This is a genomic window from Vibrio rhizosphaerae (assembly GCF_024347095.1).
Taxonomy (GTDB): domain Bacteria; phylum Pseudomonadota; class Gammaproteobacteria; order Enterobacterales; family Vibrionaceae; genus Vibrio; species Vibrio rhizosphaerae.
In genome coordinates this window covers 1,659,917-1,685,196 of record NZ_AP024903.1, presented here as the reverse complement: position 1 = coordinate 1,685,196, position 25,280 = coordinate 1,659,917, and the positions used below count along the sequence as shown (strand labels likewise).

The 25,280-nt window shown below is 44.9% G+C and carries 22 protein-coding genes; 13 read left to right on the top strand and 9 right to left on the bottom strand.

The window, feature by feature from the left end; genetic code table 11:
* Window positions 1-2: 2 nt before the first annotated feature.
* Entirely contained in the window at window positions 3-332 is a 330-nt protein-coding gene (locus OCV37_RS07215) for a TusE/DsrC/DsvC family sulfur relay protein (protein ID WP_038178435.1), read from the top strand.
* A gap of 139 nt (window positions 333-471) precedes the next feature.
* On the opposite strand, the gene yccX is transcribed toward OCV37_RS07215, so the two are convergent.
* Window positions 472-747, bottom strand: coding sequence for an acylphosphatase (gene yccX / locus OCV37_RS07210; protein ID WP_038178455.1), 276 nt, complete (start codon window positions 745-747; stop codon window positions 472-474).
* Between the two features lie 225 nt (window positions 748-972).
* On the opposite strand from yccX, the gene OCV37_RS07205 reads away from it, so the two are divergent.
* Window positions 973-2,166, top strand: coding sequence for a class I SAM-dependent methyltransferase (locus OCV37_RS07205; RefSeq protein ID WP_038178434.1), 1,194 nt, complete (start codon window positions 973-975; stop codon window positions 2,164-2,166).
* Between the two features lie 445 nt (window positions 2,167-2,611).
* Entirely contained in the window at window positions 2,612-4,267 is a 1,656-nt protein-coding gene (locus OCV37_RS07200; protein WP_038178433.1) for a methyl-accepting chemotaxis protein, read from the top strand.
* Window positions 4,268-4,532: 265 nt separating this feature from the next.
* Here OCV37_RS07200 and citG read toward each other — a convergent pair whose 3' ends face one another.
* The 6 genes from citG to citC are packed head-to-tail and all read right to left on the bottom strand — an operon-like array spanning window position 4,533 to window position 9,813.
* Window positions 4,533-5,498, bottom strand: a complete 966-nt coding sequence (gene citG, locus OCV37_RS07195; protein WP_038178432.1) for a triphosphoribosyl-dephospho-CoA synthase CitG — start codon at window positions 5,496-5,498, stop codon at window positions 4,533-4,535.
* Window positions 5,476-6,015 carry a citrate lyase holo-[acyl-carrier protein] synthase gene (gene citX / locus OCV37_RS07190; protein ID WP_038178431.1) on the bottom strand — a complete coding sequence of 180 codons (540 nt, stop codon included), beginning with the start codon at window positions 6,013-6,015 and terminating at the stop codon, window positions 5,476-5,478. The genes citG and citX overlap by 23 nt, the downstream gene beginning before the upstream one ends.
* Window positions 6,012-7,538, bottom strand: a complete 1,527-nt coding sequence (citF, locus tag OCV37_RS07185) for a citrate lyase subunit alpha (protein WP_038178430.1) — start codon at window positions 7,536-7,538, stop codon at window positions 6,012-6,014. Before citF ends, citX begins: the two co-directional genes overlap by 4 nt.
* 13 nt (window positions 7,539-7,551) lie before the next feature.
* Window positions 7,552-8,427 (bottom strand): citrate (pro-3S)-lyase subunit beta, encoded by an 876-nt coding sequence (gene citE, locus OCV37_RS07180; RefSeq protein WP_038178429.1) that lies wholly within the window; start codon window positions 8,425-8,427, stop codon window positions 7,552-7,554.
* Complete coding sequence (gene citD, locus OCV37_RS07175; RefSeq protein ID WP_038178428.1) at window positions 8,424-8,720, bottom strand: citrate lyase acyl carrier protein; 297 nt, start codon at window positions 8,718-8,720, stop codon at window positions 8,424-8,426. Before citD ends, citE begins: the two co-directional genes overlap by 4 nt.
* A gap of 43 nt (window positions 8,721-8,763) precedes the next feature.
* On the bottom strand, window positions 8,764-9,813 hold the full coding sequence (citC, locus tag OCV37_RS07170; RefSeq protein ID WP_038178427.1) for a [citrate (pro-3S)-lyase] ligase: 1,050 nt from the start codon (window positions 9,811-9,813) through the stop codon (window positions 8,764-8,766).
* Between the two features lie 279 nt (window positions 9,814-10,092).
* Between citC and citS the strand changes: the two genes are divergently transcribed.
* The 6 genes from citS (at window position 10,093) to OCV37_RS07140 (ending at window position 17,433) form a co-directional block, all read left to right on the top strand.
* Window positions 10,093-11,436: a citrate/sodium symporter CitS gene (gene citS / locus OCV37_RS07165; RefSeq protein WP_038178426.1), complete on the top strand. Its 1,344-nt coding sequence runs from the start codon at window positions 10,093-10,095 to the stop codon at window positions 11,434-11,436.
* A 318-nt stretch (window positions 11,437-11,754) separates the two neighbouring features.
* Window positions 11,755-13,401: an ATP-binding protein gene (locus OCV37_RS07160; protein WP_084717411.1), complete on the top strand. Its 1,647-nt coding sequence runs from the start codon at window positions 11,755-11,757 to the stop codon at window positions 13,399-13,401.
* Window positions 13,401-14,084, top strand: a complete 684-nt coding sequence (locus tag OCV37_RS07155; RefSeq protein ID WP_038178425.1) for a response regulator — start codon at window positions 13,401-13,403, stop codon at window positions 14,082-14,084. The genes OCV37_RS07160 and OCV37_RS07155 overlap by 1 nt, the downstream gene beginning before the upstream one ends.
* 1,204 nt (window positions 14,085-15,288) lie before the next feature.
* Window positions 15,289-15,900: a GNAT family N-acetyltransferase gene (locus tag OCV37_RS07150; RefSeq protein WP_084717410.1), complete on the top strand. Its 612-nt coding sequence runs from the start codon at window positions 15,289-15,291 to the stop codon at window positions 15,898-15,900.
* Window positions 15,887-16,747, top strand: coding sequence for a lysophospholipid acyltransferase family protein (locus OCV37_RS07145; RefSeq protein WP_038178424.1), 861 nt, complete (start codon window positions 15,887-15,889; stop codon window positions 16,745-16,747). Before OCV37_RS07150 ends, OCV37_RS07145 begins: the two co-directional genes overlap by 14 nt.
* Window positions 16,744-17,433 (top strand): HAD family hydrolase, encoded by a 690-nt coding sequence (locus OCV37_RS07140; protein WP_038178423.1) that lies wholly within the window; start codon window positions 16,744-16,746, stop codon window positions 17,431-17,433. Before OCV37_RS07145 ends, OCV37_RS07140 begins: the two co-directional genes overlap by 4 nt.
* Before the next feature lie 98 nt (window positions 17,434-17,531).
* Here the strand turns inward: OCV37_RS07140 and OCV37_RS07135 are convergent, their stop codons facing one another.
* Both OCV37_RS07135 and OCV37_RS07130 read right to left on the bottom strand, forming a co-directional pair.
* Window positions 17,532-18,218 (bottom strand): response regulator, encoded by a 687-nt coding sequence (locus OCV37_RS07135; RefSeq protein ID WP_157634860.1) that lies wholly within the window; start codon window positions 18,216-18,218, stop codon window positions 17,532-17,534.
* The gene (locus tag OCV37_RS07130) at window positions 18,209-19,825 is read right to left on the bottom strand and encodes a sensor histidine kinase (RefSeq protein WP_038178421.1); all 1,617 of its coding nucleotides are present in this window, start codon (window positions 19,823-19,825) and stop codon (window positions 18,209-18,211) included. The genes OCV37_RS07135 and OCV37_RS07130 overlap by 10 nt, the downstream gene beginning before the upstream one ends.
* A 291-nt stretch (window positions 19,826-20,116) precedes the next feature.
* Between OCV37_RS07130 and OCV37_RS07125 the strand changes: the two genes are divergently transcribed.
* The 4 genes from OCV37_RS07125 (at window position 20,117) to OCV37_RS07110 (ending at window position 25,280) form a co-directional block, all read left to right on the top strand.
* A complete protein-coding gene (locus OCV37_RS07125; RefSeq protein ID WP_038178420.1) occupies window positions 20,117-21,088 on the top strand; it encodes a tripartite tricarboxylate transporter substrate binding protein in 972 nt (323 codons plus the stop codon).
* 113 nt (window positions 21,089-21,201) lie between these two features.
* On the top strand, window positions 21,202-21,699 hold the full coding sequence (locus OCV37_RS07120) for a tripartite tricarboxylate transporter TctB family protein (protein WP_038178419.1): 498 nt from the start codon (window positions 21,202-21,204) through the stop codon (window positions 21,697-21,699).
* Window positions 21,700-21,712: 13 nt separating this feature from the next.
* Complete coding sequence (locus OCV37_RS07115) at window positions 21,713-23,242, top strand: tripartite tricarboxylate transporter permease (RefSeq protein ID WP_038178418.1); 1,530 nt, start codon at window positions 21,713-21,715, stop codon at window positions 23,240-23,242.
* A gap of 142 nt (window positions 23,243-23,384) precedes the next feature.
* Window positions 23,385-25,280 (top strand): DUF294 nucleotidyltransferase-like domain-containing protein, encoded by a 1,896-nt coding sequence (locus OCV37_RS07110; RefSeq protein WP_038178417.1) that lies wholly within the window; start codon window positions 23,385-23,387, stop codon window positions 25,278-25,280.

The following is a 25,280-nucleotide window of genomic DNA, read 5'->3' as shown; positions in this document are numbered from 1 at the left end:
TTATGTTTGAATATAATGGTCAGATGATAGCAACTGATAATGAAGGTTATTTACTTGATCACACTCAGTGGCAGGAAGGGATGATTCCACTGCTGGCAGAAGCCGAAGGCATTGAGTTAACCGCTGCGCATATAGAAGTGATTCACTTTGTGAGAGAGTTCTACGAACAATACAACACGTCTCCGGCCATTCGCATGTTGGTCAAAGCCATGGAAAAGGCTCATGGTCCGGAAAAAGGCAACAGCAAGTACCTTTTCAAACTATTTCGCAAAGGGCCTGCCAAACAGGCAACGAAATTGGCAGGACTTCCTAAACCAGCGAAATGCCTGTGACATCGGCGACATCATCACGCACTCAGGTCGGTAAATATTGAGACCAGACTCAAGGCGCGTCCCTTAAACGGTTGAGGAGCAATCGATTCACTTAAACGCAGTGGATATTCCGCTTAAATTCAGCCCCTCAACCGCATCATTAATGGATTGAAAATCCTTGAAATGACTTCTCACTGTGAAAGTCTGACCGCTCTACCGCTTCAACACGCGCGGCCGGTGAGCCTTGATGGAGCCAGTGATAAAACCGTTCCAGTTTATCCGTTTCGCCACAGGCAACAACCTCGACATCCCCGTTATGTAGGTTTTTTGCATAACCGGTCAATCCTAATTTTAACGCCTGATGCGAGGTGTAATAACGAAAACCGACCCCTTGAACAACACCTTTCACGGTAAAGATTTCTCTCTTTTGTGACATTTTCGGTTCCTCCTCTTTCGCATCAGAAAACTCATCAAGCAATGAGATTCGCTCATCGAGATAGTATATCTAAATTTATCTCGAATGTGAGGGATGCCTCGCTCACTCTGCACAATGATTCCTCGTTTAAAACACCGGAGCGTTGCTCTCGCGAGGCCTTCAATCCATTGCTTTTCCCCCACACATCACCGACAATACCGTTTTTTCAAGCTACAGAATACAACTATGACAGCCGCTATCTATCTCGCCAAAGGGCGTGAAAAATCTCTCCTTCGCCGCCATCCTTGGATTTTCTCCCGCGCAATTCATCATATTCAGGGTGAGCCGGTTTCGGGCCAAACGGTTGATGTCTATAGCCACAACGGACAGTGGCTGGCGAAAGCAGGCTTTTCTCCACAATCACAAATTCGGGCCCGGGTCTGGAGCTTCGAACCCACGGAGATTGATACCGCTTTTTTTATCCAGCGTATCCGTCAGGCACAACAGCTTAGAGAGCCCGTCATTCAGCAAGGTCAATTAACCGGTTATCGCCTTGTTGCGGCTGAATCTGATGGTTTACCGGGCATTACGATTGATCGATATGGCGATTACCTGGTCTGTCAGGTATTGAGTGCCGCCGCTGATTTTTTAAAACCGCTGCTGGTTGAAGCCCTTAGAACCTGCTTCCCTGAGTGTCATATTTATGAGCGTTCAGACGTTGCTGTGCGTCAAAAAGAAGGGTTACAAGAACAGGTCGGCGTTTTACACGGTGATATGCCGACAGCACCCGTCATTATTGAAGAAAATGGGATAAAAATCAGTGTCGATATCGTCAATGGTCATAAAACGGGCTTCTATCTGGATCAACGGGACAGTCGCTTGCACGCCATGAAATACGTTCAGGATAAGGAAGTGCTAAACTGCTTCTCTTACACGGGTGGATTCGGTCTCTACGCGCTCAAGGGCGGTGCAAAACGGGTGATCAATGCAGACGTTTCCCAACCGGCTCTGGATACAGCCAAGGCAAACGCCCAGTTAAATGAATTCGATATTGCTAAAAAACGCGCTGTATTTCTGAACGCGGATGTCTTTAAATTACTTCGTGAGTACCGCGATCAAGGCACCCAATTTGATGTCGTCATTATGGACCCGCCCAAATTTGCCGAGTCAAAAGCCCAACTCAACGGTGCCTGCAGAGGATATAAAGATATTAACATGCTCGCGATGCAAATTCTCAGACCGGGCGGAACGTTACTCACCTACTCCTGTTCTGGTTTGATGGATCAGATGCTATTTCAGAAAATTATTGCGGATGCAGCGCTGGATGCCGGACGAAATGTTAAATTTATCGAACGTTTTAGTCAGGCTGCCGATCATCCGATCGACTCGGCCTATCCGGAAGGCTTCTACCTCAAAGGGTTCGCCTGTAAGGTTTGGTAAAACTTGGTAACGACCAATGGGAGTGTTCGGCTCCCGTTGTTCTCTTCCGACGCCCTTTTCATCACTTTCCCGTCACCTTTCACTCTCATTCTTATCAAACGTCTCCGTCAATAAGCAAAAAGTGGGATATCAATCCATACTCTTCAACATAAATACAAACAAAGATAAATATTCTGGTATTGACTAACTGGTATTTATAACCTAATTAAAAATAAAGGGAAGATTTTATGCAAAATTAGTAACTATTCACTTTTACTTTATTAAACAATAAATTAGATAAAAGCTGGTCTAATTGTGAACAATATAAAACCAGCCGTATTGATCACTATTGGAAATGAACGCGCCCGGAAATTTACAAGTTGTGAAACTAATCGTAAACCACAACAGTAGAACACGTTCTGGGTACTGACTTTCCACCACTTGATTTACCTAGTAGGAAATGCAGATGTTTCAGAATCGTCTTACCTTAAAATTACGACTGGTCATTGCTGTGGCAATTCCTTGTCTCGCACTGATTTTAGTCGGTATTAACAGCCTTCAAAAAATGGCTAATATCCAATATCAATCCGAACAGCTCTATGTCAATACAGCGGAACCTTTACGGGCAATGGCCGAAGCTGCGTCTCGGATTCCGAGAATGCGAGTCGGTATCGATATGATGCTCATGCAAGATACCTCGCTGAAAGATAAAAAAGGGATTCAGACCCGGGTGAAAGAAGCGTATGAGGAAGATATTCCCGAAATGCGTCAAGCGATGCAGCTGGCCGTTGACACCCAAGTTGATCCGGACATGATCAGCAATACGCTCAAGCTACAAAAAGACTATGAGGAGATGATTTCGCAGGCCATTGAACCCTTATTAGAAGCGTTAAGTAAAAATGATTTGGAAGGTGCCAGAGAAATCTATAAATCTCGCTATGCCGGCTATTACAATGTGACACGTAAAGCATCGAACAAATTACTGGATACCCTGTTAGAACAAGCCAAAAAACATAATCAAGTGAGTATTGATACATACAATCAAGCCCAGCTGATGATGATCATTGCGATTAGTCTCGGTTTGATTGCCTCTATCGTGGTATCAACCTGGATCGTAATCCAACTCAGAAAACGCGTTGACTCTCTTAAAAATTCAATCACTTATGCAGCCAATAATCTCGCACTCCATACACGAATTAATCTCGCGGGTCAGGATGAAATTAGCCAAATTGCTGAAAGTTTTAATCGCTTTATCGAGAAAGTTCACCGCTCCATGCAAGATGTATCCAGTAACGCCAGAGAGCTGGCAGAAACCGCACAGAATGTTGCCAAACAATCCAACCTGACTCATAACAACTGTACTCGTCAGAGCGAACGGATTATTCAGGTCGCGACGGCCATTACTGAAATGGGCAGTACCGTCAGTGAAATCGCGTCGAATGCAGCAAGCGCTGCTGAAACCGCACATCAGGCCACTCAACAGACATCGGAAAGTAATCAGGTTGTGATGCGGACACAGCAAGAGATTGAAGCATTGACTGAAACCTTGAACCAATCCAGTGACGTGGTTCAATCACTCAGTCATCAGGTTGATGATATCAGTACCATACTGGATACGATTCGCGGCATATCGGAACAGACCAACCTGCTCGCGCTTAACGCTGCAATTGAAGCTGCCCGAGCCGGTGAACAGGGTCGTGGATTTGCCGTTGTTGCCGATGAAGTGCGTAACCTTGCCACTCGCTCTGCCGCATCGACCGATGAGATTCAAGAAGTTATCGAAAAATTGCGCCATGAGTCATCTCGTGCCGTCTCTGCGATGCAACTTGGCAAAGATAAAAGTCAGTTGGTAGTCGAACATGCCACAGCAACCAGTGACTCACTTCAGGAAATCAGCCACCATATTCATCAATTAAATGATCAAAACACCCAAAATGCCGCAGCAACTGAAGAACAATCATCGGTCGTGGCTGAGTTGGGCGAGAATATCGAAGACATTAGTATGCTGACGGATGAAACAACCAGACTGTCTGAGCAACTGACAGACGCCAGCAGCCACCTACATAATGTGTCTCAACAGTTAGATGATCTGGTCAAATATTTTGATTTAGGTAAACAGTAAACGGCTCATTCAACTCATTCGCATGGGACGTGTTATGTCAGTCACCAGAACCGATTCTGGATGCATACCTGACAAAATACGTTCCATTGCTGTGTCGTATCATGGTGATGATTATCTTTCCCAAATAATGATCCATCTATACATAAAAAATATACATAAAAAAACTTCGGTAGCGCCTGTGACCTACCGAAGAAAAGGACCACCAAATTTTATCGGCACTCACTCTCGTCAGTGCAACCGCTGCCGAGGCAAGGTCAATATTTCCTTAATCCGTCGGGACAAAAACTTGCTCCAGTTCAGCAATCAGCCAAGTCACAGCCAGTAAATCAGCGCTGCCTCCCGGGCTGAGATGTCGTTCGATCAGACAACGGTCAAACTGATTTAATGCCATTTCGATATCCGGACGGGCAATACCACCTGACGCCAGTAGATTAGACGCATACTGCTGCACATACACCAACCCGGCCATTCCCCCGCGGGAAAGTAAATTGGTATCCTGATTGTGCGCGATCAGAACCAGCAATGTCTGCCACAAGGCTTGCTCGGTTGAGACACCTTGCGCAATCGTCGACTGATAGACCGGCAACGCATGATTGATGATCGTCTCAAACCCTGAAGCGGCTTCACCTCTTGCACCGGTCACGCCATATTGTTGATAGAGTTTTTCTCCTTGTGTCATCGGAACCCGGCGTTTGATTTGCCGAAGTTCATCGAAAACAAGGTGTTGGCAACACTGGCTTACCGCTGCACTGATGGCCTGAGCACTCACCGCCTGCTGATTGGCTTTCAGCCAGCCAACCACACCACAAATAAGTCCCATGGAAAAGATCATACCTTTATGGGTATTGATACCTGATGTTGCCTGAAACATGGCAACTTCAGCATCAATACCAATGGGCCGCAGTTGTGCTAAAAGAGACGAGAGCGGTTGGTGATGGTACAACCAACCAGCCCGCACAAAACTAACCATGTATGGCGCAAGCACTTCCGCACTGCGAACAAACAATGCCAGATCCATATCATGGTGAGCCCCTTGATTCGCCGTATCAACCAACCCGGGTTTCGGTGTCAGATGCACCTCAAGCATCATGGCATGATAAGCGAGATGACCGACAAATTGATCGAGAGGAAACGCATCTTGGATGTGACGCGGTAACACATCGATATTTTCAGTCTCAAAGAGATGCTGACCTTTGTCAAACAGCAAATTAATGACTGCACTCTTCGGCATGAGCCATTTCCTCTATCTTCGTCAACAGCTCCTGAAGCGGATGTCGACGGGAACGAGCACAGATGACCGCATCTTCCTGACAGATCAAGCATTTCCTTCGCCCGATCTGATATGCTTTACGGCTAATACTTTTACCTTGTTTATCAATGACATCCAAATCCATCAATCGACCGAGCGGATGAGTTCTCTCAATGTGCATCATCTGCTTTTTGAGTATTGACGCACTCACACCTTGCACAGCAAATATGCCTTCTGGCCCCGTTTTTTCATGATGAATTTGCTGTGCAATCACTTTCCAGCCCTGCTCATGACAAATCGCTTCTAGTGCCGCTAATCCCTGAGCAAAAACTTGCTCACTAATCGAATTCAGTTTGACAGGCCCCGGCATATTGATACTAAAGGAAACCAAAGGAACTCCGTAAGTTCTCAGCCATGACAATTGCGTTTTTGCACGTTGTTCTTTACATGCGAGTAGTTCGCACAAATGAACCGGTGTTTCTTCTGCTATCTGTGTCATTGAGCAACCTCTTTAATCACATCAATGACAGAACCATCCCGATAACGCACAAAGGCAATCGTTCTGTCAGTAAATTGAATCGGCTCAGGCTTACCGGTAATTAATTCAGCCCGAGTCTGCAATGCATCGATAGAATAAACCGGAATTGAAAGCGCATTCAGTCGTTCGATCAAGTCTTCACGTCTTGGGTTTACGGCAATACCATGATCCGTGACTAATACGTCAACCGATTCGCCCGGTGTCACCACATTGGTCACCCGTTCGACAACCGTCGGAATCCTTCCGCGCACCAAAGGGGCAACGACAATCGTTAAATTCGCTGCTGCGGCAGTATCACAATGACCACCGGAGGCACCACGAATCACCCCATCAGAGCCTGTAATAACATTGACATTGAATTGCATGTCAATTTCTAACGCACTGAGAATCACCACATCCAGTCGATCAACGACAGCACCTTTTGAGGAGGGGTTCGCGTATTCATTGGCGGAGATTTCATGATGATTCGGGTTCCGGGACAAAGAGTCAGCGGCCACCGAATCAAAACACTGAACATCCAGCAATGTTTCAATCAACCCTTGCTCATGTAGATCCACCATGGTCGCCGTAATGCCACCCAAACCGAAAGATGCCACAATATTATGCTTAATCATCTTATCTTTCAGAAAACGGGTCACAGCCAGAGAAGCGCCTCCGGAACCGGTTTGCAAGGAGAAACCAGATTGAAAGTAACCGGAATGTTCAATGACCTCAGCCGCATGTTTGGCAATTAACAATTCACGCGGGTTCGTCGTCATTCGGGTGGCATCACCGCCAATCTTATCCGGGTCCCCCACCTCTGCGACTTGAACCACTGCATCGACACAATCCTGACGAATGGATGCGGGCGCATTGGGATAATCAACCATTGATTCGGTCAGAATAACCACATGATCCGCATATTGCGCATCAATCTGAGCGTAACCTAAAGAACCACAGCGTGACTTGCCCTGAATACCGTTCGCATTACCAAACTCATCACTGCAAGGAACACCAATAAAGGCAATATCGATATGAATTTCACCACTTTGGACTAAGTGAACCCGTCCGCCATGAGAATGAATATGAACCGGCTCTTTCAGTAGTCCCCGGGAGATTGCTTCTGCCAGCTCCCCCCGTAACCCGGAGGTGTAGATTTTACGTACCACGCCATTACGGATATGTTCAATTAACGGGGCATGAACCGAAGTCAGGGAACTGGAGGCTAAAGTCAAATCTTTAAACCCCATTTTAGCGATGACATCCATCACCGCATTGATGGTTTTATCGCCGCCACGAAATGCATGATGAAAAGAAATCGTCATTCCATCGGCCAAACCAAGCGCTTTAATCGCCTGCTCAAGTGAACCCTTCAGTTTTCTGCCTTTTTTAAATCGCTCTTGTTCCAGATGCGGTGTGATTGCATTGGCATTTGTATAAGGCGTTAATGAATGGATTTCCAGTTCATCAAGCGAAATGGGATTATTTAACGTACTGACACTCATAACACACTGCCTTCTATTGTTTGATACCGGATTCAGCACGTTGCAATGTCCAGCGTGCGCGTTCAATGATGGGACTATCGACCATTTTACCGTTGAGAGAGACCACACCTAGCCCTTGCTGTTCTGCTTCTTCAGCCGCTTCAATCACGGCATAAGCATAATCGACCTCTTTCTGGGTCGGGGCGTAGACATTGTGGAGCAGATCGATCTGACGTGGGTTAATCAGTGATTTGCCATCAAATCCAAGCTGTTTGATGTGCTCAGCTTCGCGGAGAAATCCTGCTTCATTATTCGCATCCGAATACACCGTATCAAATGCCATAATCCCAGCCGCTCGTGCGGCTTGAAGAATACTACACCGGGCAAATAGTAACTCCGTTCCTTCCGGTGAGCGGTTGGTTCTCAAATCACGCACATAATCTTCTGCTCCCAGCGCAATACCAATCAGCCGGGAGGAACTATGCGCGATTTCGACGGCATTGTTGATCCCTTGGGCACTTTCAATTGCAGCCAAAAGTTTGGTGCTCCCGACAGCACGGCCGCAAGCTTTCTCGATTTGTTCAATTTGGCTCGCCATCAGCGTTACGTCGTGAGCCGTATCGGTTTTAGGAAGTCGCACAACATCAGCGCCCCCTCTCACCACGGCATTTAAATCATTCATACCAAACCGGGAGTCAATCGGATTGACCCGGACAACGGTTTCAATATCCTGATATAACGGATGTTGTAATGCACGGAACACCAACATACGCGCCGTGTCTTTTTCCCGTAATGAGACCGAATCTTCAAGATCAAACATGATCGCATCGGGTTTGTAGATAAAGGTGTTACTTAACATTGCGGCATTCGCACCCGGGACAAATAACATACTTCTGCGTAGTTGGCTCATGACAATAGACTCCAATCAATCTGTTCGACACCACAAGCCCGCATCACTGCCGCCTGAACCCGGGCCTGAATCACACAATCCAAAGCCCCTTTATCTTCAATGGTTAAAATCGCATCCGTCACTTTCAGTTGCTGTAATGAGTCGAGAACAACACGTTTGATGACTTCACCAAATTGTTGCTGAACCGTACTATCAAGATGAATCACAATGCCACCTTCATGATTCGGAGCGATTCGAACCTGAAGATCGCTGGACTCCAGAGTTCCGGCAAACGCTGGTTGTTTAATTTCCATGGGATTGGCCTTTCTAAGTTGAAATTTTTATAGGGGATGCCGTTCAGGCTGCAACAGACTTTGGCCTGTCAGACGGAACGTCATCACGCAATAGGATTGTGTAGGTCGTTTTCGGTACCAGCTTCGCAACCTGTTCATTATTTTGCTGAGATAATAATCGCCGGACTCTGGACGCAGAGACAGGTTCACCATCGACAGACTTTCTGGGCACTTCGACAATTTGAATGCGATTGGGTCGGAAAATCGATGATGCCAACCAGTAGTGCATGGCCTCGTTATAATGATTGGTGACCGGACAGAGCGGTTCAGTACCGACGTATCGGTGGGTAATCCCTAAAGCCGGAACGATACCATCACGAAATAGCTGTAAATCCAGCGCTGCATGACACTCATTGATTTTCTGTTGATCTTTGATGAAGTAAGTCGGGAATGTAGCTCTGGAGATCATATAATCTGAGCCTGGATGGATGGTGATATTTTTCAGGTGTTGCGTGCCGGCTCGAATCATATTCAGTCGTTCAAGATAAGAAAAATCTTTCCCCTCTTCCCGAACCACGAACAGATGAACCCAGTCGCATTCGGCACAGGCTTTTTCCACCAGATATTGGTGCCCCAGAGTGAATGGATTGGCATTCATGACCATGCCACCGATACGATCACCGGCAACTTTCATGAGTTTGAGTTGCTGACAATAAGATTGAAACCGATTCGGACTATTTTCCATGAGAATCATGGCATCATCGACTTGGGCAAGCGGGAAAAAACCAGATTGGCGAAATAGATTAAAATTTTGAGGTTTAGTAAACAGAAATAAATTATAGCGTCCTAACTCATAAGCGAAATTTGTTAATTCAGTCATCAGCGTCAGAGATAATCCGCTACCACGGCATGTTTTTTCAATGGCAATCGACTTTAAAACTTTTCCGGCTATCGCCCCACACGCGAGTATTTGTCCAGTGATACATTTTCCGATAACGAAGTATTCTATATCATCATCAATGTCCAACCCGTTACGTGCTAAAAAGGTTTGAATTTTTCCTATTTTATAGCGATTGGTAATCGGAACTCGAGAAAAGGATATCTCGTCTAGCATGACGTACTGCCTCTGTAACTAAATTCATCACGACATAGTTTGCGGTGTTTATATTCATAAAATAATGATATGAATCACTTTATATGCGAGCTTAAAAACTCTTTATGAATTTAATGAACTTAATTACTTATCCTCTTGTTTTTAAAAAACAAAAAATAATAAAAACCATTAACGCCATTGACGTTTTTAACGTCACTTCATTCAATGAACTTTTTCACAATTATGGATCACTTTTTTATCTAAATTGTTAAATTGAACATCAACCTACGGAAATTGATTATGAATGAAAAAACGTTACGAATAACAAGTGACGCCCCCAGCGCTCAGTCGCTTCTGTCACAAATAAAAATATTCGGCATACCATTCCATCTTTTTGCCCTACTCTTTCTTGTGGTTTTGACAGCACACATAACAGATACACTACCTAACAATATTGTCGGCGGTTTCTGTTTTATGTTCGTCGTCGGTGCAATATTCGGTGAATTCGGTAAACGTCTACCGATATTTAATAAATATATTGGTGGTGCGCCAGTGATGATTTTCCTTGTCGCAGCTTGGCTTGTCCACATGGGGTTACTGACCCAGAAAGAAATTACTGTTGTGACTCAGGTTATGAAAAAGACCGATTTTCTCGATCTCTTTATCGCAGTACTGATTACCGGTTCGATTCTGGCAGTGAATCGAAGACTCCTGCTACGTTCCTTGGTCGGTTATATTCCAACCATTCTGGCAGCAGTGGCAGGCGCATCGATTCTTGGTATTCTGGGGGGGTTGCTCTTCGGTATTCCCGTCGATCGGATTATGATGCTGTATGTCCTCCCAATCATGGGCGGTGGTAATGGTGCCGGTGCGATTCCCCTGTCTGAAATTTATGAATCCGTCACTGGCGGTTCAAAAGAGCAATATTATTCGGTTGCAATTGCGATTCTGACCATTGCCAATATCGTCGCTATTATTGCAGCAGCGGTGTTAAATGGTATTGGTGATAAAATCCCTGCCTTAACAGGGAATGGCGAGCTACTACGTAAATCAAAATTCAATGTCGATGAAGTCGTGAACACTCCAACGATTACAGCACGCGAAATCGCTATCGGCCTGATGCTTGCGGCCTGTGTTTATACGTTATCTGTCTCACTATCCAAACATATTCTTCCCGGATTTGGCGATATCAAAATTCATACATTCGCTTACATGGTTATTATTGTTGCGATTATCAACGGTGCTGGTCTTTGTTCCGAGGAAATCAAAGAAGGCGCGAAACGCCTTTCTTCCTTCTTCTCGAAACAATTGCTCTGGGTTTTGATGGTCGGTGTCGGTATTGCTTATACCGATCTGGGTGAAGTCATGAATGCCTTAACTTTCACTAATGTCATCATTGCGGCACTGATTGTATTCGGTGCAATTTTTGGTGCCGCACTCGGTGGCTGGATGATGGGCTTTTACCCGGTTGAATCATCAATCACTGCAGGTCTGTGTATGGCGAACCGTGGTGGTTCCGGTGACCTCGAAGTGCTGGCGGCCTCTAACCGGATGAACTTACTCTCCTACGCTCAAATATCTTCTCGTCTTGGGGGTGGGATTGTTCTGATCATTGCCAGCGTGGTATTCGGCATATTCATGTAATTTTCCCTTCTACGTAGCGCGTCATTCGACGCGCTCAACTCAGCGACACAGCGTTTTCGGAGCAATCTATGCCATGACAATACAAGCCCAATATGCATAACCATGCCGACTCATCACACGAAAATGAATATATGTCTCACCGTTTAGATATAACCAAATGTATAAACAAAGTGTAGAGATGACACAATAGTGATATAAACAGCGGTTATGGCAAGATAAGCAGAACAACACTTAAAATGGATTGTACACCACTCATATCAATTCTAGTGAACCATAGAATCGATATAATCACCGATAATAATTTGCCTTTATAACGTTATGCTTAAAACGATCTTTCAAACCGCTCATACACATATTTGTCAGAAGCTTTCATTTCGACTCCGGGTTGCATTACTGCTGATTTTTGTGGTTTCAATTCAATTAATACTGGTCACCGTTTTTTTTCATCTCACTCTCAGCAAAAGTCTTGAACATCAATTCAGAACCAAAGCAGTGATCCAAGCCAGAGAGATTGCCCATAATAAAGTCTTAATCCATAACATCGAACAACATAATGTGGCAGCGATTCAACAGACGGTTCACGAACTACAGGCGATCTCCGATGCTGATTTTATTGTTGTCGGTAACAAAGAAGGAATTCGTCTGGCACACCCCGACTCAGATAAAGTCGGTTTTCCGATGCAAGGCGGTGATAATGTGCGCGCCTTAAAATACGGAGAATATTATTCCTCGTTGAGAAAAGGCAGTTTAGGATTTGCGATCCGCGGAAAGTCCGCGATTATTAATCAGCACGATGAGATTATCGGTGTTGTCTCGGTGGGTTACTTAGTTAACAGTATCAGCGACTGGCTGGCATTTTATTCCTATCCGCTTTTTTACGCCGTATTCGCTCTGCTGATTTTATCCATGCTCGGTGCCTGGTTATTTACCAAACATATCAAACAGCAAATGTTCGACATGGAACCGGAAGAAATTGCCCTCTCGCTACGCTTACATAGCTCAATCTTACAAAGTGTTTATGAGGGAATTATCGCTGTCAGTACCCAAGGAAATATTCTGTCGGTCAATCATCGCGCCCTCAAAACACTGGGGATCGCGCATCCACCGAAATATTTACTTGGCAGAGCGATTACTGAGTTCGTCACACCGGCTTCATTTTTTATGGGCAGTAATTCGCTTGGTCAGATTGATATCAATGAACAACAAGATGAACTCATCACCTGCAACGGCGAAACACTGGTTGCGAACCGGGTGAACATTTGGGATCACGAAAGACACATCGGTTGGGTCGTAAGCTTCCGGAGGCGGGATGACATCAATACCCTGACCTCACAAATTTCACAAATTCGCCAGCATACCGAAAATCTGCGCGTGCTCAGTCATGAATATACCAATCGGTTATCAACGATCGGAGGATTAGTCCAAATTGGCGCTTATGATGAAGCCATTCAAGCCATTCAAAAAGAAACCCAAAATCAACAACAACTGATCGATTATATTACCCAAACATTCTGCTCGCGTATTATTGCCGGACTACTGCTAGGCAAATATAGCCGAGCCAAAGAGCTCGGCTTACAGTTGGAGTTTGATCCACTCTGTCAGATGCAAAAACAACCACAATGTATGTCATCCGACGAACTGGCCGCAATTTTGGGTAATCTACTTGACAATGCCTTTGAAGCTACTTTAAAAAACGATAGCAGTAATAAAACAATCTCACTGCTTTTAACCGATGCCTCAGACGAGCTCGTCATTGAGGTAGCGGACAATGGTACCGGCATCCCCGAAGAGATTTCTGATTCACTTTTTAGCAAAGGGGTCAGTAGCAAGGAACAGCCGGGACACGGTATTGGTTTATATCTGGTTCATCGTCTGGTTACGCAGGCGAATGGCTCGATATTGATTGATCATGCTGAGCCGAAAGGTACCATTTTTTCTATTTTCATCCCTAACGTGAGTACATAATAATGGATGTGTTTGATGTATTGATTGTTGAAGATGAAGTCAGTATTTCTGATTTTCACACTTACTACCTGAATCAAATGCCTAGGTTTCGTCCGATTGGTGTTGCCCGCTCTCTCGCGGAAGCGCGTAACATGCTCCGTCTTCTAAAGCCACAACTAATTATATTGGATAATTTTCTTCCTGATGGTCAAGGTCTGGATTTACTGAAAGAAATGATTTCAGGTGGAAATATGCCGGACGTTATTTTTGTCACCGCAGCCTCTGATATGGAAACCGTCCGTGAGGCCGTTCGCTGTGGTGTTTTCGATTATCTACTAAAGCCAATTGCCTATGACCGGCTACAAGATTCACTTGAACGTTATTTAAAGTATAACAACTCGCTGAAAGCCGCAGATAATTTCAATCAAAGACATGTCGATGAATTACTCAACTTCCAATCAAAAGCGCAATATCATCAAGATAATCTCCCCAAAGGTATTGATGAATTAACACTCAATAAGATCAAAGTAATTTATCAGGAAGACGATGTAACACACACCGCAGAATCATTGGGGAAGTTGGTGGGGATCAGTAAAACAACGGCCCGCCGATACCTCGAATATTGCACCTCCACCAGCTTCCTTGAAGCAATCATTCAGCATGGTCGGGTTGGCAGACCCGAAAGACTATACCGCCGAAAGTAGTACCATAGATGGGTCAGCCTTGCTGCTGGCTCTTTCCATACAGATACACATGCGTTGCCACACCATTGTCACGACTCATATCATCTGTATCCAACATCTCTGGCTGTATGATCTGCACTCCGGCTAGAGCCCCACACCTCGACAACACAATCAAAACAAAATACCAACGAACCAATCACATCAACGACTTCCGTTCCTGTCAGGGTATCCACATGTGAAAGATCATGTTCAATATCGATAATTGTCAGATCGTTGATTCGCTTGTTCGGTCTAAAGTCACGTATTTACGCTAACGTTGCTAAACCGGAAGCCAAATGAACAATAAAATCCCACATCATGAATGCAGGACTGGTTTATTATTTTAAAGTATACCATACTGATAAATATTCACCTTTTGTGCACTCTGATAAACACCACCAATATTATTGACAAAATAAACATTTATAATTAAAAGATAGTTAAAACAGACAATATCCACATTTTTTCCTGCTTAAAAAGTATTAAACATCATATCTATCCAACCAATACGAAATGATAGCGATAACATTCTTATATAATTCTGTTCAGCGCTATCTGTCTCACAAAAGAAAAATTAAGAAAATTTTCTCAAATTAGAGACTGAAGAGCATATTTTTTATTTTTTTAGATGATTTTATTTTATTTTATATTTTATCCACTACGCCTTTTCCCTCCTAGCGATTGGCTAGGTGTATCAAGATCAGTCCTCCCCCTTTTGATAATTATGACGATAAGCAACTATTTACATTAAAACCAAGAGCAAATAATTTAAATTTATATGGATAATTCAAAAAAGGAATATTTTAACGAAACACTATTCACCCGATAAAGTTTAATTGTCACCTTCTCACGCACTTGATACAGCGTTTGGTGATTGACTAAATGAATATAGTTGCATATACAAATAACTATCTATAATGATGTAATAACGATAATGATGTAACAAATATGTTTAAAAACATACTAAGACGAAGAGAGTTCAGCGCCTCATTCAGAGTTCATGACTTTTCCATCTGTTCTCGGTTATATGAGTCGGCAGGCGGACAAAAAAACAAACGTATTAGAACGAGATGTAGAAACATCGAATTGGGTAATCGACATACGCATTGGCTACCCTTTAGGCAGCACATGAAGAAATGTGGCGATGATAAACAATTGAACAACTGAAGTTTGGCGGTAGGTAGATATGAATAACGTAATATGTAGCAAATACGGCATCACGCTGCGCAAGTGGAATGATGAAGATATACAGGGATATGCAACACTCGCTTCCGATGAAGAAAATATGAAGTTTATTTCTTCCGGACAAGCAAGAACTATCGATATCATCAAGGATGAAGTTGAACGATTCAGACAAAACCAGGAACAAAAAGGATGGGCACGCTGGGTTGTTTCTCAAGGAGCCAATGCCCCTTTCATGGGGTATGCCGGATTTGAAGAGAAACAATTTGGTATTAATTTCGGGATGCGTTACTTACCCAAATACTGGGGAACCCCATGGACTTATTTAGCGGGTCATACAGCATTGTGCTGGGCCTTTGATGTTCTGGGATTTACGTCAGTTTATACACTGACCAACATCAAACACACTCGTGCAATTCAGATGAATCTGAAATATCTCAACCTTGATCGTGATCAGTGCCGGATTGTGGCCACGCCATTCGGTGATCATCTCAAGATTGACTATGACCGGGATAACTTTTTCAAGGTCAGAGACAAAAACGAAAGTACTGCACAAAAACTACATCAGTACATTCAAAAACAAGAAGCACGGGAAATAGTACATGCAAAATATTGAACAACCTACATTATGTCAGGATGTCCCTATCTCGGCATTATGTGATGTGAAATTATGGCATCATTTTTCAGTATCAACCGTGCTATATATGCCATTCGGATTGTTATTATTACTGTTCCGACTGTTACTGATCGGTGCTTATGGACTGGTATTTCCGATATTTCCACATTCGAAAAGAAAGTCGGTATATCGAGTCTTTATTCGACTGTTAGGAATACAGGTACGTTGTAATATGACGCCGGAAGCTGTCGGTCAACATACAGCCGGATGTGTTGTGGCCTCACCACATGTCAGTATTTTTGATCATATTCCGGGTTTGGCCATGCCTCACGCGACACTGATGATTGATAAAGCAGATAGTCCGCTGGGCAAATTCGTAGGCTATATCTTATTTAAAGGCTCGAATTCCAGCTATTGGCTCGTCAGAAATCAACGTCAGTTAATACAGTGTTTCAGAGAGTGGAACAAAACGCCGGAAAAACACGCACTATATATTACACCGGAAGCGACACTGAATAACGGGCAAGCCCTTTTTCGGTTTCGACCTGAGTTTATGATCCGAGGACAACCCGTCGTGCCAGTGGCTTTAAAAGTCAGACTTCCTTTTGGATTGTCTCCAAGTCCGATGATGTCCCCCGGGTATGTCCGCTTCATGACCATTCTGATGATGCCCTATATCCATTTTGAAGTCACTTATCTGGACAAGCTTCATTACTCCCGGGAGCAGTCACCACAAGAGTTTGCAGATAAGGTTCAACAAGCCGTTGCCGATTATCTCAATATTCCGGCGACCCGCTGGACCAGAGACGATAAGTATAGTTACAAAGAGCAGTTAAAACAGTTATGAATGTCATCTTTGATTTTGATAATACGTTACTTCCGGAAGAGAGTACGGTAGAAGTTTTGAAAATCGCATTGCGTCATAAGAAAGGCGGAGATGACACCATGCGTTATCTGGCAGAAATCGCACCTCGTGCATTTGCCGGGCGTGCGACTTGGCAAGAAAAGCTGATCATGCTCAGAACAGCACTGTTTGTCACGAAGCAAACCATCGATCAATATGTCGCAAGTCGGGTCGATGCTTTAGACCCTGTATTACAAGCGACATTGCGTTCGTTAACCGAAAAAGGTGTCAAACTCCATGTAATTTCAGGCGGTTATACAGAGTGGATCGCCCCTTTGTTAGACGCATGGGGCATTCAATACGATCAACTCACAGCCAACCGTTTTATCTGGTTAGGTAATCGAGTGCTCAGTATACGCCCTTCCCCGTTACTTTCTTCCAAAGGAAAAGTACAAGTGATACAACAGTGGAAAAGTCAGCATAAGACGACCGGGAAGTTTATCATTGTGGGTGACGGTTCAGCCGATCAAGATACATTGCGCTATCATGCCAGTGATGCCTTTGTTTCCGCTGAATACTTCCAAAATAACCAGCTCCCGTCGATGGCACAAATGAGACGGGCGTCAACGCCGGCAGAGGTAGGACAACATCTTGACCATTTCTTAACGCAGCTCTCCCCTGCGTCTTAAAACTTATCTCTCATCGTGTGGCCTTCTACCGATATACTCAGTGGGCGATTCACCCACTGAGTATTGCCATCCTTGCATCGTATGGATTCGCCTGATATTTAACCTTTGCGTTGATAACAACGTTCAGGACGGCCAACCGTCCCGTAGTTCACATCTGAAATAAGTTCCCCGGTACCATTCAGGTACTCCAGATAGCGTCTGGCAGTCGTTCGACTCGCTCCGATTTGTTCTCCGGCCTCATCAGCGGTCAGTAAAACATGATCCTGAAAAAGTTTGCGAATTTTATCCAAAGTCACAGCATCAATCCCTTTCGGGAGTTTCTCCACACATGTTGTTGATGCGCCAGCCGGACTAGAAAGCATTTTATCGATGACCCCCTGATCAAGGCCGCCCGCTTCGGTCAACTGCTGCCGTAGTCGCTGATATTTTTGCATCGCGGATTCAAGTCTGGAAAACACGACAGGTTTCAGTAAATAATCGACGACACCATAACGCATTGCCTGCTGTAGTGTTCCGACATCTCGGGCTGCTGTAATCAAAATCACATCACATTGATCCTGATTGCTTCTCGACTGCTGCAAAATCTCTAATCCAGTGCCATCGGGTAAATAAACATCTAAAAGAATGAGATCCGGTGCAAGCAGTGACAACTGCATCTCTGCTTCTCTTTTATTGGTGGCAATACCAACCACCTCGAATCCACCGATTTGTTCCAGATAACGCTGATGAAGCTGAGCAATCACCAGATCATCTTCAATAATCATGACTCTGGTATTCATATCAATGGCTCCTTGGGCAAATAAACCGTCATTCTTGTGCCATTTCCCTTTTTATCGTACATGTCTAACTGCCCGTGGTATCTGTCAGTCAACTGCTGCACCAGAAATAATCCAACGCCGCGTCCCTGATAGCTTTTGCTTGATACCCCTCTTTCGGTCAGTCGGTTCACACTAACACCATCCGGCAGACCACACCCTTGATCATCAACTTCCAGAATAATGTCATGCCCATAGTCACTGATCGAAACATCGATAATACGCCGCTCATAAGCAATATGTTTACTTTGCCGTACAGAGGTCAGAACCGCTTCAAAGGCATTATCAATTAGATTTCCCAATATCGTCACCACATCTTCAGCGCGGAGGTGCTCCGGTAATGCGTCCAGCGAGGTTCCCTCTTCAACCCGAAGCTCCAGCGATAATTCCCGGGCCCGTTCACTTTTACCCAGCAACATTCCCGCGATCAATGGATCTTTGATCGCGCCACGCAAAAATTCGATCAATGTCTGATAATGTTCGGTCTCCTGACCAATCAACTGTTGGACAGCTTCTAGCTCTCCCATTTGGACTAAACCACTGATTGTATTTAGCTTATTTCGATGTTCATGTGTTTGTGCCCGTAACAGCTCCGCATAAGCTTTCGTTTGGGACAGTTGCTCGGTTAAATCATTGATTTCATCACGTAATCGAAAACTGGCAACCGCACCGACAACCCGTCCATCAACCACGATCGGGCTCCGGTTAGCAATCAGCCGCTGATGATTGAGATACAATTCAATATCACTATCGGTTTGTCCGGTTTCCAGCAAGGTATAGAGATTACTGTCATGCAACGAATCCGTTAATAAACGATTCAACGCTTTATCTTTATCGATTCCCAGAATATCGCAGGCACTTCGGTTGATAGAGCGAAGATACCCCTTTTCATCAATACTCAGAATGCCCTCTTTTAAGGTACTCATGGTGACATCAAGCTCTCCGTAGAGACGCCCGATCTCTTCAGGCTCAAATCCGAGAATTGCTTTTTGAAAGCGTTGGGAGACATATCCGGAAATGAGCCCATTGACCACCACCACCAACACGACAATGATCAACAGATAATACAAATAGGGTTCAACCCTGTCCTGTAATCGCTCAATCAGGTAACCCACCGATACCACACCAATGATATGACCCGATGCATCAATCACTGCGGACTTCCCCCGGACGGAACGTCCCAGAGAACCATGCGCAAATGAGATATAAGACTGGCCTTCTCGCAGTGCTCTTTGATTATCGCCCCCAACCATCGGCAGACCAATCCGTTCTCCCAACGGGTGAACCAGACGAATCCCCTGACGATTACCGATCACAATAAATGCCGCCCCGATCATATAAGTCAGATCACGGTAATACTGCTGCTGACTGGTATCTTTTTGACGAATCATCTCAATCACAGCCGGAGATTGAGACAGAAACGTAGCAACACGCAATGCCTTCTGCCCCATATCTTCTTCTTGCTGATGGCGGATATAAGAAAAACCAGCCAGTGCCAGAATCAGCAACTCAACGAGTCCAGAAAAGGTCATGATGATCAACATCCGTTTACGGAAACTAATCTGATTCCATGTCATATGTACCTCCAGAAAAGAAGCCGTACATTAACACTTATTCAACATTGTGGAGAGTGACACCACGAATAACTGTGATTGATTCAACGCATTACAACACTTCATGAACAATATGAATAAAATACTCTTAATGCTCATTATTCCCTTTTATTACCATAAACAGGACAAGTATTTAACATTTGTATAACTTTTCGGAGTGATTACGGATGAAGGAAGCGAACCGCGACAACCGTAAAGCAACACCGCATAAAACGTATAAGCATAAATAAATTGCACACAGCAAAAGGAACGTGAATGATGAAGCAACTGAAAACCTGCCTGTTGATATCCATGCTCGCTGCTGGATTTTCCACCAATACACTGGCTGCAGATATTGAGGAAATCCATTTTCTGGTTCCCGGGGGTGCCGGGGGTGGCTGGGACATGACAGCTCGCGGAACGGGTGATGTTTTATATAAATCCAAACTGATTGATAACGTCTCTTTTCAAAATATGTCCGGTGGTGGTGGTGGCAAAGCAATTGCCCACCTGATTGAAACGGCAGAGCGCCAACAAGACACGCTGATGATTAACTCGAGCCCGATTGTTGTCCGCTCGCTTTCCGGCATTTTCCCTCAGTCATTTCGGGACATGACCCCTGTCGCGGCAATTGTTTCGGATTACAGTGCCATTGTTGTGCGTGCCGACTCAAAATATAAAACATGGAAAGACATTGTTGCTGATTTTCGGGATAACCCTCGAAAAATCAAGATTGCCGGCGGCTCAGCCCGTGGGAGTACAGATCATCTGGTCGTAGCTGAAGCATTCAAAGGCGAAAATTTCGATCCGAGAGCCGTTCGTTACATCGCATATGATGGCGGCGGTAAAGCAATGGCAGCTTTGTTATCCGGAGAAACACAACTCCTCTCAACCGGTTTAGGGGAAGTGCTTGAGATGTCAAAAGCCGGACAGATCAGAATTGTCGCTGTCACTGCACCGGAGCGTCTTCCTTCCGCACCAGATATTCCGACATTAAAAGAGTATGGCAATCCAACTGTATTTGCTAACTGGCGCGGCTTCTTTGCCGCACCGGGAGTGAGTAAAGAAAAAGTCGCGGCGTGGGACAACGTGCTGGAAAAAATGTACCAGACCCCCGAATGGAAAACGCTTCGGGACCGGAACGGTTGGGTCGATAACTATAAGCCAGCACCGGAATTCAATGCGTTCCTTGAAGCACAGGAAAACCAGATGAGAACGCTGCTGCGTGAACTGGGCTTCATTCAATAATTATTCCCCAAACGAGAACATCAACTGTCATATGCAGGTTTGCTGAATCCTTTGTTGAGATTCCCCGTCCAGGCGACCTGTATATGACGCCCTCACACCCATGGAGTCGGATAATGTCTACTAAAATAAATCCACTGCTCTCAAGAGAATATCTATTAAGTCGCGATAGAGTTGGCGCCTTAATTTTTCTCGTATTTTGTCTGGTTTATGGCTATCAAACCTTCAATATTCCTCTGCTTCCGGGAGATGAATACGAACCTTTTACCGCCAGAACACTACCGATTTTACTCACTTATATCGGGATCATTCTTGCTGTGATACTACTCGTCACCGGGCAACCCGATCAAAAAAGTGGCGCTGTACTCCAATTCAACTGGAAGTTACTCATCAGTTTCCTGATTTTAATGACGTTCTATGGCATCGGTCTGACCTATGTCGGCTTCGTGGTTGCCACAACGCTTTTTCTCGCGATCGGGTTCTATCTCTTAGGCGAACGACGTAAAAAAGTCCTGTTCGGGGCCTCATTTCCCTTTGTCTTAAGCTTTTATCTGTTACTGACTCAAGGTCTGGATATTTATCTGGAACCCGGCGTCATCTTCACGATCTGGTAAAAAGGAGACTGCAATGTTAGATGGAATTCTTCAGGGACTTAGTACCGCAGTTCTGCCGATGAACCTGATGATGGTGGTTGTCGGATGTTTTGTCGGTACATTTATCGGCATGTTACCGGGATTAGGGCCAATTTCAGCAATTGCCCTGATGATCCCAATCACCTATGGCTTAGAGCCCTCTTCCGGCCTGATTCTGATGGCTGGGGTTTACTACGGTGCAATTTTTGGCGGTTCGACTTCGTCGATTTTAATCAATGCGCCGGGGTGTTCATCGACCGTCGTCACGGCTTTTGACGGATACCCGATGGCACAAAAAGGACAAGCAGGCAAAGCATTGGCATTAGCGGCTTATGCTTCGTTTACCGGCGGAACACTCTCCGCAATTATGTTGCTCTTCGCAGCTCCGGCACTCGCCAGTGTTTCGCTCAGTTTTCAATCTGCCGATTATTTTGCACTGATGTTAGTCGGTCTGTCCGCTGTCGCCGCTTTTGCCGGTAAAGGGCAAATTTTGAAAGCATGGATGATGACGATCTTAGGCCTGATGCTTTCTACTGTTGGGATTGATAAAGGGATTGGTGTTGAGCGATTCACCTTTGGTTTAACCGATCTGATGGATGGCTTTAGTTTTCTGATGCTGGCGATGGCCACCTTTGCTTTAGGTGAAACATTAATGGGCATTTTAAAACCTGAGGCTGATACACGCCATACGGAAACCCAAAAAATGAGCGAACTCGGAAGCATGAAAATTAATAAAGAAGAGTTTAAAGAAGCGGCTCCTGTTGCTGTCCGCTCTTCGATTCTGGGATTCTTCACCGGCGTCTTACCCGGTGCCGGGGCAACGATTGCAGCATTTCTAAGTTATGGTCTGGAGCGAAACCTCGCTCCCAAAGACAAACAAGCGTCATTCGGCAAAGGCTCAATTCGGGGGCTCGTTGCTCCGGAGTCAGCCAACAATGCAGCATCCAGTGGTTCATTCGTGCCCCTGCTGACTCTGGGTATTCCGGGATCTGGCACAACAGCAATTATGCTTGGTGCGCTGATTGCCTATGGCATTCAACCGGGTCCCCGCTTGTTTGTGGAACACCCGGATGTATTTTGGTCAGTGATTATTTCCATGTATTTCGGCAATATCGTGTTGATTATTTTGAATCTGCCATTGATTCCTTATATTTCACGTTTACTGGCCGTGCCGCGGACCGTACTCCTACCGATGATTCTGTTTTTCTCCATAACCGGTGTCTATCTTGTATCGTTCAATACCGTGGATGTTTTCATCATGATTTTGATTGCGATCGGAGCCATCTTATTACGACTGGCAAATTTTCCACTGGCCCCTTTGCTACTGGGATTCATCCTCGGCGGACTGATGGAAGAAAACCTGCGGCGTGCGTTGATGATCACAGATGGAGAACTGAGTTTCCTTTGGGAACGGCCGATTACTTTGGTCTTCACATCTCTGGCCATTTTATTACTGATCAGCCCTCTCTTCAGTGTGATTCTCAGTCATTTGAAAACCCGCAAAACTGCATTACATCATTCTTAACCTCAAGAGCAGCCCGGTATCACCGGGCTTTTCCTCTGGTTCAATTCACTTTTTTAATACATTCATGTGCTTCCATCGAACCCATCGTCTCTTCCTGCTATGATGATAGAAATACTCGTTATCTCGTGATAGAGAAACCTATATGCATACAGAATTATTGGAAATTAAACAATTTTTTGCTCAATATCCCCCATTCAATGAGCTGGAAGAGACAGCACTTGAAGCGATGGTGCAACAGATAGAGATCACCTACTTTCGCAAGGATACACCGATTATTCAAAACGGGGATACTATTGAGGATTTGTTCATCATCCGGAGTGGTGCCGTCGAAGTGTATCGACGCAAAGGCGAGCTTTACAACCGCCTCTCACAAGGTGACCTATTTGGACAAATGGGATTATTGACCAATAACAAAGTCGTTTTTCCTGTCACGGCGATTGAAGATACGCTGGTTTACCGGATTCCGGAAGCACACTTTCAAATGCTATATGATAACTATGAAGTATTTGCCGATTTTGTTGAAGTTAACGATAAAACCAGACTGCGCCATGCGATTTCCAGTACGGTGGAAACGAATGATTTGTCCACCGCCAAAGTCAAGAATTTGCTAACCGGTGAAGCAATCTGGATCTCACCGGAAACATCGATCCACGACACCGCCCAAAAAATGGCTGAGGAAAATGTCTCTGCCCTGCTCATTTTAAATACTGATCAGCCTGAGGCAGATGATCAGGATGACAAACCACAATTAGGTATTATTACAGACAGAGATCTGTGTACCCGAGTCTTAGCGAATGCAATTTCTCCTCAGCGGCCAATTCGTGAAGTCATGACAACCGAGCTGTTAACCCTTGATCATAACGCTTATGTTTATGAAGCAATGATGGCTATGTTGCGTCACAAAATTCACCATCTCCCGATTCTGAAAGAGAACAAGCCATTAGGCATCCTCGAGACAACCGATTTGGTTCGTTATCAGTCACAGAACTCACTGTTATTAGTCAGTAGTATCTTTCATCAAAATAGTGTGGATGATTTGGTGACGATTGCCGAACAGGTCAAAGAAAGTTTCGTTCGTCTGGTCAATGAAGATGCGAATGCCCACATGATTGGCACTGCAATGTCTGTTATCGGCAGAAGCTTTAAACAGCGCATTATTGAACTGGCAGAAATTGAATACGGGCCGGCCCCCATCCCTTTCTGTTTTCTCGCATTAGGTTCAATGGGAAGAGATGAACAACTGGTCGTTACCGATCAGGACAACGCCATCATTCTCGACAATCGTTATGACGCCAACAAACATGACGACTACTTTAACAAACTGGCTCACTTTGTTTGTGATGGGTTAGCGCGTTGCGGTTATAGCTATTGTACCGGTGATATCATGGCAACCAATCCGATGTGGCGGATGACCCGTCAGGAGTGGGAAGCCTGCTTCTCCGATTGGATTGATGACCCGAATCCGAAAGCCTTGTTGAACGCATCAATTTTCTTCGATCTGGATGGCGTCTACGGGCAAACCCGCTGGGCAGAACAACTGAATCGGTTTATTGTCAGACGCGCGCGACAAAGCCCCCGCTTCCTTGCCTGTCTGGCCAGAAATGCTTTAAACCGCACCCCGCCATTAGGATTTTTCAAAAATTTTGTGATGGAAAAAGATGGTCGTCACAATAATTCTATCAATCTCAAAAGACGAGGCACCGCACCGCTGGCCGATGTCATTCGGGTTCATGCCCTTGCGATTGGCTCACATGCAAAAAATTCATTTGAACGGTTGGATGATATTATCGAATACGGTCTCCTCCCGAAAGGTGGTGGTGAAAACCTCAGAGATGCGCTTGAATTTATCTCGATGGTGCGTATCCGCCATCAGGCCTATGACGTCGAAAACCGAATTGAACCGGACAACAATATTGAGCCGGAAAACCTCTCGGATTTCGAACGACGGAACCTGAAAGATGCATTTCAAATTTTGAGCAATGCGCAAAACTTTTTGAAATATCGTTATAAAGCAAGCAGTTCACCTCGTGCCTCATAA

Coding starts and splice junctions, on each gene's coding strand:
- OCV37_RS07215 (WP_038178435.1), top strand. CDS start 3: ATGTTTGAATATAATGGTCAGATGATAGCAACTGATAATGAAGGTTAT.
- citE (WP_038178429.1), bottom strand. CDS start 8,427: ATGAGCCAACTACGCAGAAGTATGTTATTTGTCCCGGGTGCGAATGCC.
- OCV37_RS07160 (WP_084717411.1), top strand. CDS start 11,755: ATGCTTAAAACGATCTTTCAAACCGCTCATACACATATTTGTCAGAAG.
- OCV37_RS07125 (WP_038178420.1), top strand. CDS start 20,117: ATGATGAAGCAACTGAAAACCTGCCTGTTGATATCCATGCTCGCTGCT.
- citC (WP_038178427.1), bottom strand. CDS start 9,813: ATGCTAGACGAGATATCCTTTTCTCGAGTTCCGATTACCAATCGCTAT.
- OCV37_RS07140 (WP_038178423.1), top strand. CDS start 16,744: ATGAATGTCATCTTTGATTTTGATAATACGTTACTTCCGGAAGAGAGT.
- OCV37_RS07200 (WP_038178433.1), top strand. CDS start 2,612: ATGTTTCAGAATCGTCTTACCTTAAAATTACGACTGGTCATTGCTGTG.
- OCV37_RS07130 (WP_038178421.1), bottom strand. CDS start 19,825: ATGACATGGAATCAGATTAGTTTCCGTAAACGGATGTTGATCATCATG.
- OCV37_RS07205 (WP_038178434.1), top strand. CDS start 973: ATGACAGCCGCTATCTATCTCGCCAAAGGGCGTGAAAAATCTCTCCTT.
- OCV37_RS07145 (WP_038178424.1), top strand. CDS start 15,887: ATGCAAAATATTGAACAACCTACATTATGTCAGGATGTCCCTATCTCG.
- OCV37_RS07115 (WP_038178418.1), top strand. CDS start 21,713: ATGTTAGATGGAATTCTTCAGGGACTTAGTACCGCAGTTCTGCCGATG.
- citG (WP_038178432.1), bottom strand. CDS start 5,498: ATGCCGAAGAGTGCAGTCATTAATTTGCTGTTTGACAAAGGTCAGCAT.
- OCV37_RS07110 (WP_038178417.1), top strand. CDS start 23,385: ATGCATACAGAATTATTGGAAATTAAACAATTTTTTGCTCAATATCCC.
- citX (WP_038178431.1), bottom strand. CDS start 6,015: ATGACACAGATAGCAGAAGAAACACCGGTTCATTTGTGCGAACTACTC.
- citD (WP_038178428.1), bottom strand. CDS start 8,720: ATGGAAATTAAACAACCAGCGTTTGCCGGAACTCTGGAGTCCAGCGAT.
- OCV37_RS07120 (WP_038178419.1), top strand. CDS start 21,202: ATGTCTACTAAAATAAATCCACTGCTCTCAAGAGAATATCTATTAAGT.
- OCV37_RS07150 (WP_084717410.1), top strand. CDS start 15,289: ATGAATAACGTAATATGTAGCAAATACGGCATCACGCTGCGCAAGTGG.
- citF (WP_038178430.1), bottom strand. CDS start 7,538: ATGAGTGTCAGTACGTTAAATAATCCCATTTCGCTTGATGAACTGGAA.
- yccX (WP_038178455.1), bottom strand. CDS start 747: ATGTCACAAAAGAGAGAAATCTTTACCGTGAAAGGTGTTGTTCAAGGG.
- citS (WP_038178426.1), top strand. CDS start 10,093: ATGAATGAAAAAACGTTACGAATAACAAGTGACGCCCCCAGCGCTCAG.